The sequence below is a fragment of the Blastococcus sp. TML/M2B genome, from assembly GCF_016612865.1.
Taxonomy (GTDB): domain Bacteria; phylum Actinomycetota; class Actinomycetes; order Mycobacteriales; family Geodermatophilaceae; genus Blastococcus.
The window spans coordinates 1,380,619-1,395,137 of sequence record NZ_JAENZZ010000001.1 but is presented as its reverse complement, the minus strand read 5'-3'; the positions used below and the strand labels follow the sequence as shown (position 1 = coordinate 1,395,137).

Annotated in this window: 11 protein-coding genes and 1 pseudogene; 7 read left to right on the top strand and 5 right to left on the bottom strand. The window is 75.2% G+C overall.

Translation table 11 applies throughout. The features are described 5' to 3' along the window. Positions 1-12: 12 nt before the first annotated feature. Positions 13-981, bottom strand: a complete 969-nt coding sequence (locus JKP75_RS06825) for a porin PorA family protein (RefSeq protein WP_200492053.1) — start codon at positions 979-981, stop codon at positions 13-15. A 623-nt stretch (positions 982-1,604) separates the two neighbouring features. Between JKP75_RS06825 and JKP75_RS06820 the strand changes: the two are divergent. Beyond that, positions 1,605-2,579 (top strand): annotated as a pseudogene (locus tag JKP75_RS06820) (glycosyltransferase family 4 protein); the annotation flags it as partial. On the opposite strand, the gene JKP75_RS06815 reads toward JKP75_RS06820, so the two are convergent. Beyond that, positions 2,576-3,109: a hypothetical protein gene (locus JKP75_RS06815; RefSeq protein WP_200492878.1), complete on the bottom strand. Its 534-nt coding sequence runs from the start codon at positions 3,107-3,109 to the stop codon at positions 2,576-2,578. The pseudogene JKP75_RS06820 and the gene JKP75_RS06815 sit on opposite strands and share 4 nt — an antisense overlap. Before the next feature lie 17 nt (positions 3,110-3,126). Between JKP75_RS06815 and JKP75_RS06810 the strand changes: the two genes are divergently transcribed. After that, on the top strand, positions 3,127-3,396 hold the full coding sequence (locus JKP75_RS06810; RefSeq protein ID WP_200492877.1) for a hypothetical protein: 270 nt from the start codon (positions 3,127-3,129) through the stop codon (positions 3,394-3,396). Positions 3,397-3,417: 21 nt separating this feature from the next. Beyond that, a complete protein-coding gene (locus tag JKP75_RS06805; RefSeq protein WP_200492876.1) occupies positions 3,418-3,657 on the top strand; it encodes a hypothetical protein in 240 nt (79 codons plus the stop codon). 810 nt (positions 3,658-4,467) lie between these two features. Here the strand turns inward: JKP75_RS06805 and JKP75_RS06800 are convergent. Together JKP75_RS06800 and JKP75_RS06795 are read right to left on the bottom strand one after the other, a co-directional pair. Continuing rightward, a complete protein-coding gene (locus JKP75_RS06800) occupies positions 4,468-7,563 on the bottom strand; it encodes a bifunctional [glutamine synthetase] adenylyltransferase/[glutamine synthetase]-adenylyl-L-tyrosine phosphorylase (protein WP_200492875.1) in 3,096 nt (1,031 codons plus the stop codon). 4 nt (positions 7,564-7,567) lie between these two features. Beyond that, positions 7,568-8,299, bottom strand: coding sequence for a type 1 glutamine amidotransferase (locus JKP75_RS06795; RefSeq protein ID WP_309229590.1), 732 nt, complete (start codon positions 8,297-8,299; stop codon positions 7,568-7,570). A gap of 365 nt (positions 8,300-8,664) precedes the next feature. On the opposite strand from JKP75_RS06795, the gene JKP75_RS06790 reads away from it, so the two are divergent. After that, the gene (locus JKP75_RS06790) at positions 8,665-9,636 is read left to right on the top strand and encodes a hypothetical protein (RefSeq protein WP_200492874.1); all 972 of its coding nucleotides are present in this window, start codon (positions 8,665-8,667) and stop codon (positions 9,634-9,636) included. Continuing rightward, complete coding sequence (locus JKP75_RS06785; protein ID WP_200492873.1) at positions 9,633-10,280, top strand: hypothetical protein; 648 nt, start codon at positions 9,633-9,635, stop codon at positions 10,278-10,280. The genes JKP75_RS06790 and JKP75_RS06785 overlap by 4 nt, the downstream gene beginning before the upstream one ends. A gap of 24 nt (positions 10,281-10,304) precedes the next feature. Here the strand turns inward: JKP75_RS06785 and JKP75_RS06780 are convergent, their stop codons facing one another. Continuing rightward, the gene (locus tag JKP75_RS06780) at positions 10,305-11,645 is read right to left on the bottom strand and encodes a glutamine synthetase family protein (protein WP_200492872.1); all 1,341 of its coding nucleotides are present in this window, start codon (positions 11,643-11,645) and stop codon (positions 10,305-10,307) included. A 163-nt stretch (positions 11,646-11,808) separates the two neighbouring features. Between JKP75_RS06780 and JKP75_RS06775 the strand changes: the two genes are divergently transcribed. Together JKP75_RS06775 and panB are read left to right on the top strand one after the other, a co-directional pair. Beyond that, entirely contained in the window at positions 11,809-13,809 is a 2,001-nt protein-coding gene (locus JKP75_RS06775; protein ID WP_309229589.1) for an NAD+ synthase, read from the top strand. Beyond that, positions 13,736-14,473 carry a 3-methyl-2-oxobutanoate hydroxymethyltransferase gene (gene panB, locus JKP75_RS06770; RefSeq protein ID WP_242473135.1) on the top strand — a complete coding sequence of 246 codons (738 nt, stop codon included), beginning with the start codon at positions 13,736-13,738 and terminating at the stop codon, positions 14,471-14,473. Before JKP75_RS06775 ends, panB begins: the two co-directional genes overlap by 74 nt. The last annotated feature ends 46 nt before the right edge of the window (positions 14,474-14,519 follow it).

The following is a 14,519-nucleotide window of genomic DNA, read 5'->3' as shown; positions in this document are numbered from 1 at the left end:
GGGAGCCGCCGCTCAGGACACCGGGACGGGGTGCCCGAGGGCCCCGCCCGGTACCTGTCCGGCCGGCAGTGCACGCCCGCGGGCGACGAGCAGCCCGCCCAGGCCCAGCAGCGCCACCCCCGTGCCCGCCGCCGCCCAGGAGAGGACCCCGTCAGCGCCGTCCTGCTGCCCGATCGCCGCCCGCGCGCGGGCCACGGCGTCGGCGTCGCTCTCCTCCGACGAGGCGAACGCCCCGCCGAGCAGCACCGCGCCGGGGGTGCCGTCGGCTCCCCGCAGCCGGGTCAGCCGGATGTCCTCGCTCGCCACGACGACCCCGCTGACCGGTTCGACGAGCAGGAACCGAGTCGTCCCGTACAGGACGTCGGCCGGCGCCGTCGCCTCCGGGGAGCCGACGAGCAACCCGGGCACGGTGACCGCGCGGAGCACCTGCTCGGGGACGCGGTGCTCGAACCGCTGGACCTCGAGCCCGTGGAAGCGCTCGGTGCCGAGCAGCCGGACGGGGAAGGAGGCCTCCGCCGTGTCGTCCCACATCATCCGGTCCTGGGCGGCGGCCCCGGGCGGGAAGGCGAGGGTCAGCCCCCGCACGTCCACGCGCCGGCCGTCCACCGCCTCCACCGGGCAGTCGACGGCCTCCCGCGTGCGCCGGTCGAGGCAGGCCGTCGTGGTCGTCGTCGAGAGCAGCGTCCCCTCCGCGGTGCGGGCCGTCGTCTCCGACACCCGCACGGCGGTGTCGTCGTCCACCTGCCCGGCCTCGGCGTCGTCGTGGACCCGGACCTCCACCGACACGTCCACGCCGGTGCGCTGCTCGAAGGTCACGGGGTCCAGCAGCGTGACGTCGGAGCCCTCGACGACCGTCTCGTACGCCTCCTCCACGGGGAGCAGCGGCATCCGCGACCCCGACGCCGCCGACGCCGGCAGACCCACGGCGAGCACGACGCCACCGAGCACGGCGACGGCCCGCCCGGCTCCCCGTGCCCCCATGCGGCTCCCCTTGGTGGAACGGTCACGTGGGCGCCCGTCCGGCAATTGTCCGGACCCCGGCAGCCATTCCGACCGGTCCCGTGACGCATCGACGTCGGGTTCGTATCACGCGGCGCTGCGCGCGGGAACCCTTCGTCACCCTCCTGACCAGCGCGCATTCCCGGCAGCTCGGAAGGCGGGCGAAATGTGCACCCCGCGTGAGCGCACAATTGCTCTCAGTCAATGGATGCGCCACCCATTCGGGGATGCGGGATTCCGTACCGAGAAAAGACATAACCGTCGGCTCGACAACGCGCTCTCTTCCATTACCGTGCCGCGAATGCTCAGGGCCTCCGAGGACACCGACGTGCTCTTCGTGAACTGGCGCGACCTCAGCCATCCGGAGGGCGGTGGCTCCGAGCGGTACGTCCACCGCATCGCGGAGGGCCTCGCCGCGGCCGGCCTGCGCGTGTCGCTGCTCTGCGCCGCGCACGGGCGCGCTCCGGCCGAGGAGGTCGTGAACGGCGTCCGGATCGTGCGTCGCGGCGGCCGGCTGACCGTCTACCCCCGGGCCCTGTCCCACGTCCTGCGCCACCGCCCGCGGCTGGTGGTGGACGTGCAGAACGGCATCCCGTTCGGCAGCACGCTGGTCACCCGGGCGCCCCGTGACGGTGCTGGTGCACCACGTGCACCGCGAGCAGTGGCCGATCGTCTTCGGCCGCGTCGGCGGCCGGCTCGGCTGGTGGATCGAGTCGGTCCTCGCACCACGCCTCTACCGCCGGGCCCGGTACGTCACCGTCTCCGAGGCCACCCGCACCGAGCTCGTCGAGCTCGGGATCGACGCCGCCCGGATCGACATCGTCCCGGTCGGTGTCGAACCGACCCCCGCCGTCCGGTCCGCGCGCTCGCCCGCACCGGAACTGCTCGTCGTCGCCCGGCTCGTGCCGCACAAACGGGTCGAGCACGCGCTGGCGGTGCTCGCCCGGCTCGCCGACCGCTGGCCGGACCTGACCCTCACCGTGGTCGGTGAGGGCTGGTGCGAGCCGGAGCTGCGCGCCGAGGCCGAGCGCCTCGGGGTGACCGACCGGGTGACCTTCGCCGGGTTCGTCGACGAGCAGACCAAGCACGAGCGGCTCGCCTCGGCCTGGGTGCACCTGGTCCCCTCGGTCAAGGAGGGGTGGTGCCTGGTGGTCAACGAGGCCGGCGGGCACCGGGTGCCGACCGTCGGCTACCGGTCCGCCGGCGGTCTGCGCGAATCGGTCGTGGACGGCGTCAGCGGCGTCCTGGTCGACGACCTCGAGGAGATGGTGACCGCCACCGCGCAGCTGCTCGAGGACCGCAGCACGCGGGAGGCGATGGGCGCCGCCGCTGCCCGGCACGCCGCCTCGCTGGCCTGGGGGGCGAGCGCGCGGGCGTTCGCCGCGGTCCTGGCCGCCTCGGCCCGCTCCGCGTCCGCCGCGGGCGCGCGCACCGCCCTCGGTCCCCTGGCCGCGGCCCTCGACCGCATCGCGACCGGCGACGCCGCCGGACCGGCCTCCGTGACCGGCCGCGTGCGCCTGGCGCGGCTGGCCCGGGGCCCGCGGGCGCTCGAGGAGCTCGCGGCCCGGCGCACGGACTAGTTCCCGCTCAGCCCCTCGGGCCACGGCGTGCCGACGACGACGTCGTCGACGCAGACGGTGCCGGCCGGGGCACCCGACGCCCGGACCGCGACCGGCCCCTGCTGACCCGTGACGACGAACATGACCCGGCCGGTGCCGGCGGGGACCGTCACGTCCTGCCGGTCGTCCCCCACCGCCAGGTGCACCGTGACCTCCGCCGGGCTGTCGTAGCCGAACCGGAGCACCTGGAGGCCGAACCAGATCGGGACGTCGCCGAGCACCTGGCCACCGGCGGGCAGCGGCCAGCCGCAGCCCGGAACCGGTCCCGACGCCTCCAGGATCGGCTCCAGCAGCGTGATCGGGCGCAGGACGGCGTCCTGGTCGAACATCCCCATCTCGGTCGCCGGCCGGTCGAAGGGGCGTGGCTCGCCGACGGTGCGGAGGGTCGCGTCGAGGTCGAAGGACTCGAAGATCGTGACGTGCACCGGCGGGAGCGTGCTCACCACCGACACCTCCGGCCGGGCGTCCATCGTCTCCAGCACGTCGGACACGAAGGTGGCCGCGCCGGGTGTGCTGCAACTCGTCGACGATCAGCGCGCTGCTGCCCAGCGAGCTGACGACGAGCAGCGCGCTCACCGCCACGGCCGGGAGCGCCCGTCCGGCGAGCCGACCGGTCCACGCCGGTGCGGTGGACGCCCGCCGCGGCCCGCTGAACGCCGCGCAGCAGCCCAGGACGACCACCGGGATGGCGTCGGTGATGTACCGGGGGTCGCGCGCGGCGATGGCCAGGTCGGATGCGCGGGTGAGCTGGACCAGCGCGATGTCCACCGCCAGGTAGCCGGCGACCAGCAGCCACGCCTTGACCGCGCGCCCCCTCCGCAACCAGATGCTGACCGCGACGACGACGGCCACGAGCACGGCGACGAGCACCGCCCGGACCGTGCCGGCGTCCGCCGCCACGGTGTCGTCGGCGCCCTCCGCCGTCCACGGGCCACCGACCAGCCCGGGCAGCAGCATGGAGAAGACCGTCTCGGCGGTCGTGGAGAGCACGGCTCCCGGCTCGGGTGCCAGCTCGGACCGGCCCACGACGGACAGGTAGAACGGCACGTAGCCGGCGACCAGGAGCGCGTGCGGCAGGAGGTAGGGCCAGGAGCGCGCGACCCGGCGCAGGCTCTCCCACCACGGGGTGCCGGCCTCCTCGACGAGCACCAGGACGGCGACGAGGGCGGGCAGGACGAGCACCGCCTTCTCCCAGAACAGCAGCCCCGTCGCCGTGCCGACGGCCGAGAGCGCGGCCCAGCGCCAGGAGCGCTCACGGTAGGCCCGGACGCCGCCGATCAGCACCGTGAACAGGGCGATCTGCAGCGGCAGCGCCTCCAGCCCCGCCGCCAGCCAGGTCGCCGACGGCAGCGCCAGGGGCGTGAAGAGGTAGACGGTGAACGGCACGAGGACCCACGGGGACCGGCCGAACAGGAGCCGCAGCACCACCAGCAGCAGGCAGGACGCGGTCAGCTGGAGTGCCAGCAGGAGCAGCGCCGCCGGGACGAAGGAGAGCCCGGGGTCACTGCCGAGGACGGCGTAGACGAGGTTCGGCCCGATCTCCAGGTGGCCGTTGTGCTCCCGCACCAGGAACTCGCGTGACAACCCCCACCGCTGGAACATGCTCAGGTGGAACAGGTCGTCCTGCCACAGGCTCGAGCCCAGGACCAGGACCGCGCGCACGACGGTCTGCAGCGCGACGAGGACGAGGCCGCCGACGAGCAGCGGGTCCGCCTGCCGGGCACGCCGGTCCTCCGTCGCCACCCCGTCGCGCATCCCGGGAGCGTGCCACGCGGAACGGCCGCGTGGCCCTCGTCGCGAGCTCCGGGTTCGCGGTCACCTGACCGGGGGACACCGGGAGCCGGCGCGGTCAGCCCTCGCCGGCCTGCCCGTAGAAGACGTGCTCGACCACGGTGCGGGCGCGCCGGGTGGTCCGGTGGTACTCGTCGAGGAACTGCCCGGGCTGGGTCTCGGCGCCGTAGCCGCACGCCCGCGCCACGCCTTCCAGCTCGAGCCCCGGCCGCGGCAGCTGGTCGCTGGGCCGCCCGCGGACGAGGAAGACCGCGTTGCGCGCTCGCGTCGCCAGCTCCCACGCCGCGCGCAGCGCCTCGGCGTCCTCGGCGGTCACCAGTTCCGCGTCCGAGGCCGCGGCCAGCCCCTCCACGGTCGACCGGACGCGCAGGCCCGGCAGCTCGCCGCCGTGCTGCAGCTGCAGCAGCTGCACGGTCCACTCGACGTCGGCCAGCCCGCCGCGGCCCAGCTTGGTGTGCGTCGCGGGGTCGGCGCCGCGCGGCAGCCGCTCGCGCTCCACGCGGGCCTTGATCCGGCGGATCTCGGCCACCTGGTCGGCGGCCAGGCCGCCCTCGGGGTAGCGGATCGGGTCGATGAGCTCGACGAACGCCGCACCCAGCTCCTCGTCGCCGGCGACCGGCGTCGCCCGCAGCAGCGCCTGCACCTCCCACAGCGACACCCAGCGCTCGTAGTACTCGCGGAACGCCGACAGGCTGCGGGCCATCGCGCCCTGCCGGCCCTCGGGCCGCAGGTCCGCGTCGATCTCGAACGCGGGGTCCGGTCCGGGCTCGCCGAGCAGCCTCCGCAGGGTGTGCGCCACGGCGTTGGCCGTCGCCGTCGCGGCGGCCTCCTCCGCACCCGCCCGCGGGCGGTGCACGAAGAGGACGTCGGCGTCCGAGCCGTAGCCCATCTCGCCGCCGCCGAGCCGGCCCATGCCGATGACCGCGACGTCCACGGGCAGCTGGTCGACCGAGGTGCCGCTCTCGAGGGCGTGCGCGCGCAGGGCGACGTCCAGACCGGTCCGCAGGGTGGCGACGGCGACGTCGGTCAGCGCCTCCCCCACCCGCAGCACGTCGAGCCGGCCCAGGAGGTCCGCGCAGGCGATCCGCAGCAGCTCCTGGCGGCGCAGCCCGCGCAGCACCCGGATGCCGCCCTGCGGATCACCGGCGCGCGCGGCGGCCAGGCCCCACGCCCTGGTCAGCGCGGCGACCCCGCGCGGCTCGAGCTCGGCGTCGTCGGCGAGCAGCCGCAGCGCCTCGGGCGTGCGGGTCAGCAGGCCGGCGACGTACTGGCTGGACCCCAGCAGGTGGGCCAGCCGCTCGGCGACCTGGCCCTCGTCGCGCAGCAGCCGCAGGAACCACTGGTTGCCACCCAGCGCCTCGCTGACCTGCCGGTAGGCGAGCAGCCCGGCGTCCGGGTTCGGGCAGGAGGCGAAGGTCTGCAGCAGCACCGGCAGCAGGTACTTCTGCATGGACGCCGAGCGGGAGACCCCGCCGGTGAGCGCCGCGAGGTGCCGCAGCGCGGCGTCGGGGTCACCGAAGCCGAGCGCGCGCAGCCAGTCGCCGGCGGCCTTCGAGCCCAGCTGCAGCCGCTCGCCGGGGACGCGGGCCACCGCCGACAGCAGCGGGCGGTAGAAGAGCTTCTCGTGCAGCCGGCGGACCTCGCGGGTGTGCAGGTTCAGCTCGGCCTGCAGGACGTCGACCGCCCCGCCGCGCGCGTCCGGCTTGTAGCCCAGCGACCGGGCCAGCCAGCGCAGCTGCTGCTCGTCGGTGGGCAGCAGGTGGGTGCGCCGCAGCCGGAGCAGCTGGAGCCGGTGCTCGACGGTGCGCAGGAACCGGTAGGAGGCGATGAGGGTGACCGCGTCGTCCCGCCCGACGTAGCCCCCCGACGACAGCGCCATGAGCGCCGGCAGGGTGCCGCCCGCCCGCAGCGAGGCGTCGGCCCGGCCGTGCACCAGCTGGAGCAGCTGGACGGCGAACTCGACGTCGCGCAGCCCGCCGCGGCCCAGCTTCAGCTCGCGGTCGGCCTGCGCGGGCGGGATGTTCTCCTCCACCCGGCGGCGCATGGCCTGCACCTCGCCGACGAACCCGGGGCGGTCACCGGCGCGCCACACCATGGGCCACAGCGCGTCGACGTAGGCCCGCCCGAGGTCGGGGTCGCCGGCCACCGGGCGCATCTTGAGCAGCGCCTGGAACTCCCACGTGCTGGCCCACTGCTCGTAGTAGGCCGAGTGCCCGGCGACCGTGCGCACCAGCACCCCGGCCTTGCCCTCGGGGCGCAGCGCGGCGTCGACCTCCCAGGCCGCCTCGCGGCAGATCCGCATGAGGGCAGCGGCCACCCGGGTGGCGCTGCCCAGGGCGGCGCTCTCGGAGTCCTCGGGGTCCACCGGCTCGCCGACGAAGACGACGTCGACGTCGCTCACGTAGTTGAGCTCGCGGCCGCCGGTCTTGCCCAGCGCGATGACCGAGAGCCGGCAGGCCGCGGCGTCGGCCGGCTGCTCGGCGACGGCGAGCGCCAGCCCCGCGGTGAGCACCGCCGCGGCGATGTCGGCGAGCTCGGCGGCGACCTCCTCGGCAGCCAGGTTGTCGCCCAGGTCGCGGCCGGCCAGGGAGAGGATCGCCCGCCGGTAGGCCAGCCGCAGCGCGGCCACCCGGGCGGGGTCGGCGTCGGGCGCGCCCTTCCCCAGCCGCACGCCCCACGGCGGGTCGTCGGGGTCCGCGCCGACCGCGGTGAGCATCTGCTGCTCCAGCGCGGCGGGCGTCGGCCGCGCCTGCCCGGAGTCGTCGGCGTCGAGGACCGTCCAGTCGTCGGGGTGCGCGGCGAGGTGGTCGGCGAGACCGGAGCTGGCGCCCAGCACCGCGAGCAGCCGGCTGCGCAGCAGCCCCGAGCCGCGCAGCCGGGCCAGCAGGGACGCGGCCGACTCCCCGTGCGGGTCGGCCTCGTCGAGCGCCTCCACCAGGCGGTGCAGCGAGCGGGCGGCGAGGTCGGGGTCGCCGGCGCGGGCCAGCGCCGCGACGACGGGACCGGCCTCGGGGTCGGCGGGCTCGTTGCGCTCCAGGTCCCACAGCCCCAGGTCGGGGTGGGAGAGCACGCGGGCGGCCCGCTCGCCGTCCTCGAAGCCGAACCGCACCAGCCGGACGACGGCGCGACGCGGGATCTCCAGCTCGGGTCCCACGGGCTCAGCCCGCCTGCGGGGCGTGCGCCCGCACCAGGTCGGCGAAGCGCGCGGCGAACGGTGCCCACGTCTCGGCGAGGTCGTCGTGCACGGCGTCGGAGCGGGCGCAGAGCGTCTCGGCGTCCACCGGTGCCGCCGCCACCCCGGAGCGGTCGGCCGCCGCCCAGGCCCGCACCATGTCCGGCGTCGTCTCGATGTGGAACTGCAGGCCGTAGACCGCCTCGCCCACGCGGAAGGCCTGGTTCTCGTAGTGCGCGTTGCTGGCCAGCAGCGTGGCGCCCGGCGGCAGCGCGGCGATCTCGTCGTGGTGCCACTCGACGACGTCGGGGGTGAGCGGCAGCGGCCCGAAGACCGGGTCGGCGTAGGCGGCGTCCCGCTTGGCGACCAGGGCCGCGCCGACCTCGGGGCCCTCGGTGCCGCGCCGGACCGCGCCCCCACCGACGTCGGCGAGCAGCTGGGCACCCAGGCAGACCGCGAGGCTGGGCGTGTCGTCGTCGATCGCCTGCCGCAGGAGCGCGCGCAGTCCGACGAGCTCGGGGCTGGTGGCCTCGTCGTCGGTCGCCGACTGCGGGCCGCCCAGGACGAGCAGCCCGTCGTGCCCGTCCAGCGTGCCGGGCAGCGCGTCCCCGCGGTCGAGGTACCGCTCGTCGAGGGTCAGGCCGGCCGCGGCCAGCCACTCCCCCAGCCGGGCGGGCGGGTCGGTCTCGCTCGGGACGACGACGAGGAGGCTGGCCACGCGGTCGAGATTAGCGGCGCATCCCCTCGGGCCCCGCTCGGACGGGTGCGTTCCCGACCCCCTCCGGCACCGCGGCGGGCCTAAACTCCGGAAGCCGCCGGCGGGGAGGGGCACCGTGGACACCATGCCGGTCCGGGCGGTCCCGGGCTCCGTCGCACGGCCGCCGTCGGCCGCGGTCATGCCGCGGCGCGCCCGGTCGGTGCTGCCGGTCGCGCTGCTGCTGGTCGCCGCCCAGCTGGGACTGCGCACGTGGGTGTTCGCGCAGCGGAGCTTCTACGGCGACGACCTGCACCTGCAGCTGCTCTCCGACCGGCTCCCGCTGTTCGTCGCGCGAGCTCCTGCTCCAGGACTACGACGGCCACCTCATGCCGGGCAGCTTCCTCGTCGCCGGCCTCGCCGAGCGGGCCGCGCCGCTGGAGTGGTGGCCGGCCGCGGTCTCCCTCGTGCTGCTGCAGGCGCTGGCCTCCCTCGCCCTGCTGCGCGTGCTGTGGGTGCTGGTCGGGGACCGGCCGGTGCTGCTGGTGCCCCTGACCTTCGGGTTGTTCACGCCGGTGGCGCTGGGCGCGGCCACCTGGTGGGCGGCGGCGCTGAACTCGCTCCCGCTGCAGATCGGGCTGGCCTGGTACGTCGCGGCCGCCGTGCGGTACGCGCAGACCGGACGGCGGCGGCACGCCGTGAGCGGCACCGCGGCGCTCGCCTTCGCGTTCGCGTTCTACCTCAAGGCGGTGCTGCTGCCGCCCATCGCGTTCGTCGTCGTGGTCGTGGTGCTCCTGCGCGACGGCGCGCGCCATCCCGTGGCGGCCGCGGTGCGCCAGGCCCGGGCGCTGTGGGCGGGCACCGCCGTCGTCGTCCTGGTGTGGGCGGTGACCTACCTGCTCACGCGCGAGCACTCGCCCGTGAGCGCCGGCAGCACCGACGACGTCGTCGCCACGCTCACGACCGGTCTGCGCGCGATCGCGCCCGCGGTGGTCGGCGGGCCCTGGGACTGGGTCCTCCTGGACGCCGGCTCCCCCCTCTCCAACCCTCCGCACCGGGCGACGGTGGCCGGCTGCGTGGTCCTCGCCGGGGCCTTCGCCTGGACCGCCGTGCGGCTGCGCGGCGCCGTGACGGTCTGGTCCATGACCGCCGGCGCCGTCCTCGCCGGGCTGCTGATGGCGGCGATCGGCCGGGCCTCCCTGGGCCTGGGGGAGGTCGTGCCGCTGGCCTACCGCTACTTCGCCGCCGATGCCGTCGTGCTGCCGATCGCCGGTGCGCTGCTGCTCACCCTGCCGCTCCGCGACGTGTTCGCGCCGGGCCGGTTCGACCGGCCGCCCCGGATCCGCCGGCGCCCGCGGTGACCGCGGCCGTGCTGACCGGGGTGCTGACCGCGGCGTTCGTCGCGAGCGGGGTGCGCTCGACGGTGGACCACGCCGAGGCCTGGCAGGGCAACCGCACCGGGGAGTACCTGTCCACCGCCCGGGCCTCGCTCGCCGCGGCCGGCCGCACCCCTCTGCTGGACCAGGCGCTCCCGCTGCTCGTCACGGCGGGCATGGCCCCGCCGGCCCACTCGCTGCACGGCCTGCTGGCCGCGCTGCCCGACCGCCCGCCGTTCGCCGCCTGGACGACCGAGCTGCAGCTGCTCGACGGCGCCGGCCGCCTCGTGCCCGCCGTCCTCGTGCCCGCCGTCCCGGTGCTGCCCGGACCGGACCCGCTCTGCGGCCACCCGATGCTGCCGGGGGCACCGGCGACGCTGCCGCTCGGGGCCGCGCTGCCGGGCTGGGTGTGGACGGTGCAGCTGGACTACATCGCCAACCAGGACGGCGTCCTCGAGGTCGCCGCCGAGGGCGGTGGCGCGGTCGTACGGGCGCCGGTGACGGCCGGCTTCGGCCGGGTGTTCGTCCGGCTGGAGGGGCCGGTGCCCGCGGTGCGGGTGGCCAGCGGGACCGACGGGTTCGGCGCGTGCCTGACCTTCGGCGCCGTCGGGGAGGTCGCGGTCCGCTGACCGGCCCCGACGGCGCCGGCCCGCTCAGAGACCCGGCAGGTAGCGCTGCAGCTCGAACGGCGTCACGTTGCGCCGGTAGGAGTTGAACTCCTCCCACTTGTTGCGCAGGAAGAACTCGAAGACGTGCTCGCCGAGGGTCTCGGCGACCAGCTCGCTGCTCTGCATGGCGGTCAGCGCCTCGCCGAGGGAGACCGGCAGGTCCTCGTAGCCGGCCGCGCGGCGCTCGGTGTCGGTGAGCGACCAGACGTCGTCCTCGGCCTCGGGCGGCAGCTCGTAGCCCTTCTCGATGCCCTTGAGCCCGGCGGCGAGCAGGACCGCGAAGGTCAGGTACGGGTTGCAGGCGGAGTCCGGCGACCGGACCTCCACGCGGGCCGACTGCGCCTTGCTCGGCTTGTACTCGGGCAGCCGCACCAGCGCCGAGCGGTTGGCCCGGCCCCAGGTGGCCGCCGTCGGCGCCTCGGTGCCGGCCAGCAGCCGCCGGTAGGAGTTGACCGTCTGGTTGGTGACGGCGGTGACCTCGCGCGCGTGGGTGAGCAGGCCGGCGATGAACTGCTTGGCCGTCGTCGACAGCCGGATCGGGTCGGCGGCGTCGTAGAAGGCGTTGCGGTCGCCCTCGAAGAGCGAGAAGTGCGTGTGCATCGCGGAGCCCGCGAGCTCGGTGAACGGCTTGGGCATGAACGTGGCGTGCACGCCCTGACCCAGCGCCACCTCCCGGACGACGTGCCGCAGCGTCATGATGTTGTCCGCCATCGACAGCGCGTCGGCGTAGCGCAGGTCGATCTCCTGCTGGCCGGGAGCGACCTCGTGGTGGCTGAACTCGACCGAGATGCCCATCGCCTCGAGCGCGAACACCGCCTCGCGGCGGAAGTCGTGGGCCACGTTGTGCGTGGAGAGGTCGAAGTAGCCGCCGGTGTCGGCCGGCTCGGGGGCCGTGCCGTCGGTCGGCAGGTCCTTGAGCAGGAAGAACTCGATCTCGGGGTGCGTGTAGAAGGTGAACCCCATGTCCGCGGCCTTGGCCAGCGCCCGGCGCAGCACGTGCCGGGGGTCGGCCCAGGACGGCGAGCCGTCGGGCAGCGTGATGTCGCAGAACATCCGCGCGGTGTCGCTGGGCCGGCCGTCGCGCCCGGGCATCACCTGGAAGGTGCCCGGGTCGGGCTTGGCGAGCATGTCGGATTCGTAGACGCGGGCGAAGCCCTCGATCGCCGACCCGTCGAAGCCGATGCCCTCGGCGAACGCCGCCTCGATCTCGGCCGGCGCCACCGCGACGGCCTTGAGGTAGCCCGAGACGTCGGTGAACCACAGCCGGACGAACCGGATGTCGCGCTCTTCCAGGGTGCGCAGGACGAACTCCTGCTGTCGATCCATGCTCGCCATGCTCTCGTCCGCTCGTTTCCGGGATGTGACGTGCCGCCACCCTGCCCCCAACGGGGGGCGTAGGACACCCGGCACGCCACGCGGGCCCGCGCTTCCCCACCCGGCGGACGGCCCGCCTGGCCCCCGTCGCACGTCCGAGACCAGACTGTGCGCCGTGAGCGATCAAGGACCGGTGCAGCTCCGGGTGGCGATGGCGCAGGTGGACACCCGCGTCGGTGACCTCGAGGGCAACAGCGAGCTCGTGGTGCGGTGGACCGCGCGGGCGGCCGCCGAGAACGCGCACCTCGTGGTGTTCCCCGAGATGACGCTGACCGGCTACCCGCCCGAGGACCTCGTCCTGCGCGAGTCCTTCGCCCGCGCCAGCGAGCGCGGGCTGGTGGAGCTGGCCGCCGCGCTGGCCGACCGGGGCCTCGGCGGCATCGCCGTCGTCGTCGGCTACCTCGCGCACACCGAGGGCAGCGGGCCGGCACCGGTCGACCAGCCGCCGACCGACGACGACCGGCCCGGCGATGCCAACCCGCGCCGCGGTGCGCCCCGCAACGCCGCCGCGCTGCTGTTCGGGGGCGAGGTCGTCGTCCGCTACTACAAGCGGCACCTGCCCAACTACGGCGTCTTCGACGAGGCGCGCTACTTCGTGCCCGGCACCGAGCTGCCGGTCGTGCGGCTGCACGGTGTCGACGTCGCGCTGACGATCTGCGAGGACCTCTGGGTCGAGGGCGGGCCGTGCGGGGTCGCCGGCCAGGCCGGCGTCGACCTGGTCGTCTCCCCCAACGCCTCCCCCTACGAACGGGCCAAGGACGACCTGCGGCTGCCGCTGGTCCGCCGGCGCGCGGCCGAGGCGCGGGCGACCGTCCTGTACTGCAACCAGGTCGGCGGGCAGGACGAGCTGGTCTTCGACGGCGATTCGATGGCGGTCGCCGCCGACGGCACGCTGCTGGCCCGCTCCCCCCAGTTCGTCGAGCACCTGGCGACGATCGACCTGGACCTCGACCCTTCGTCGGTGCCCGAGCGGCGCGAGGGCCGGATCGGCCCGATGACGGTCACCCGGCACGTCGTCTCCGAGGAGCCGGTCGCCGCGTTCGAGCGGCGGCACGCGACCGTCGTCGAGCCGCTCAGCGACGCCGAGGAGGTGTGGCGGGCACTCGTCCTGGGGCTGCGCGACTTCATCGACAAGAACGGCATGCCCTCGGTCGTGCTCGGCATGTCCGGCGGCATCGACTCGGCCCTGGTCGCGGCCCTGGCGGTCGACGCGCTGGGCGCCGACCGGGTGCACGGGGTCGGGCTGCCGTCGAAGTGGTCCAGCGAGCACTCGCTGTCCGACGCCGAGGACTCCGCACGCCGGCTGGGCATGCACTACTCCGTCGTCCCGATCGCGCCGATGGTCGACGCGTACGAGGCGTCGGTGGAGCTGTCCGGCGTCGCCGCGGAGAACCTGCAGGCCCGGGTTCGCGGGACGCTGCTCATGGGGCTGTCCAACCAGCACGGGCACCTGCTGCTGGCGACGTCGAACAAGAGCGAGGTGGCCGTCGGCTACTCCACGCTCTACGGGGACGCCGCCGGCGGGTTCGCCCCGATCAAGGACGTGCCGAAGACCCTGGTGTGGGACCTCGCCCGCTGGCGCAACGCCTCCGCGCGGGAGCGGGGCGAGACCGAGCCCATCCCGCAGAACTCCATCGACAAGCCGCCGTCGGCCGAGCTCGCACCCGGCCAGCAGGACAGCGACTCGCTGCCCTCCTACGAGGTGCTCGACGCCGTCATCGCCGACTACGTCGACCGCGACCTCGGCATGGCCGAGCTGCTCGAGCGTGGCCACGACCCCGAGGTGGTGGCGCGGGTGCTCCGGCTCGTCGACACCGCCGAGTTCAAGCGCCGGCAGTCGGCCCCCGGCACCAAGATCAGCCTCAAGGCGTTCGGCCGCGACCGGCGGCTGCCCGTGACCAACCGGTGGCGGGAGACGCTGCCCACCGTGCGCGCGAAGGAGCTCAGGCATGACGGAGTCGCCGCTGTACGGCGGGAAGACCACGGCCCGGGTGCGGGTGCACCACCTGCAGCAGGCCAAGGAGCGTGGCGAGAAGTGGGCCATGCTCACCGCCTACGACACCTACAGCGCGGCCATCTTCGAGGAGGCCGGCATCCCGGTGATGCTCGTCGGTGACTCCGCCGGGAACGTCGTCCTCGGGCACACCAGCACGGTGCAGGTGACCGTCGAGGACATGCTGCTGCTCACCAAGGCCGTGACCCGGTCGACGAAGCGGTCGCTGATCGTGGCCGACCTGCCCTTCGGCTCCTACGAGTCCGGCCCGCAGCAGGCCTTCGAGACCGCCGTGCGGCTGATGAAGGAGGGCGGCGCGCAGGCCGTCAAGCTCGAGGGCGGCGTCCGGGTCGCACCGCAGATCAAGCTGCTGCACGACTCGGGGATCCCGGTCATGGCGCACATCGGGTTCACGCCGCAGAGCGAGCACGCCCTCGGCGGGTTCCGGGTGCAGGGCCGCGGGGCGGGTGCCGAGCAGCTGCTCGCCGACGCCCGGGCCGTGCAGGAGGCGGGCGCCTTCGCCGTCGTCCTGGAGATGGTGCCGGCCGCGCTCGCCGCCGAGGTGACGCGCGAGCTGGCCATCCCGACCGTCGGCATCGGCGCCGGCGTGGACTGCGACGCCCAGGTGCTCGTGTGGCCGGACATGGCCGGGCTCAACAGCGGGCGGGTGCCGAAGTTCGTGAAGAAGTACGCCGACCTGCGCGGTGAGCTGCTGCGCGCCGCCCGGGAGTACGCCGACGAGGTGCGCGGCGGCGTCTTCCCCGGCCCGGAGCACTCCTTCGAGTAGCCCTCCCCACTCTGCGGGCACGTTCCGGACGGTGCGGGCGCGATCG

Bases quoted from the DNA above. Each gene is read 5' to 3' on its own strand.
- JKP75_RS06780 (WP_200492872.1), bottom strand. From the start codon at position 11,645: ATGGATCGACAGCAGGAGTTCGTCCTGCGCACCCTGGAAGAGCGCGAC.
- JKP75_RS06825 (WP_200492053.1), bottom strand. From the start codon at position 981: ATGGGGGCACGGGGAGCCGGGCGGGCCGTCGCCGTGCTCGGTGGCGTC.
- panB (WP_242473135.1), top strand. From the start codon at position 13,736: ATGCTCACCGCCTACGACACCTACAGCGCGGCCATCTTCGAGGAGGCC.
- JKP75_RS06790 (WP_200492874.1), top strand. From the start codon at position 8,665: ATGCCGGGCAGCTTCCTCGTCGCCGGCCTCGCCGAGCGGGCCGCGCCG.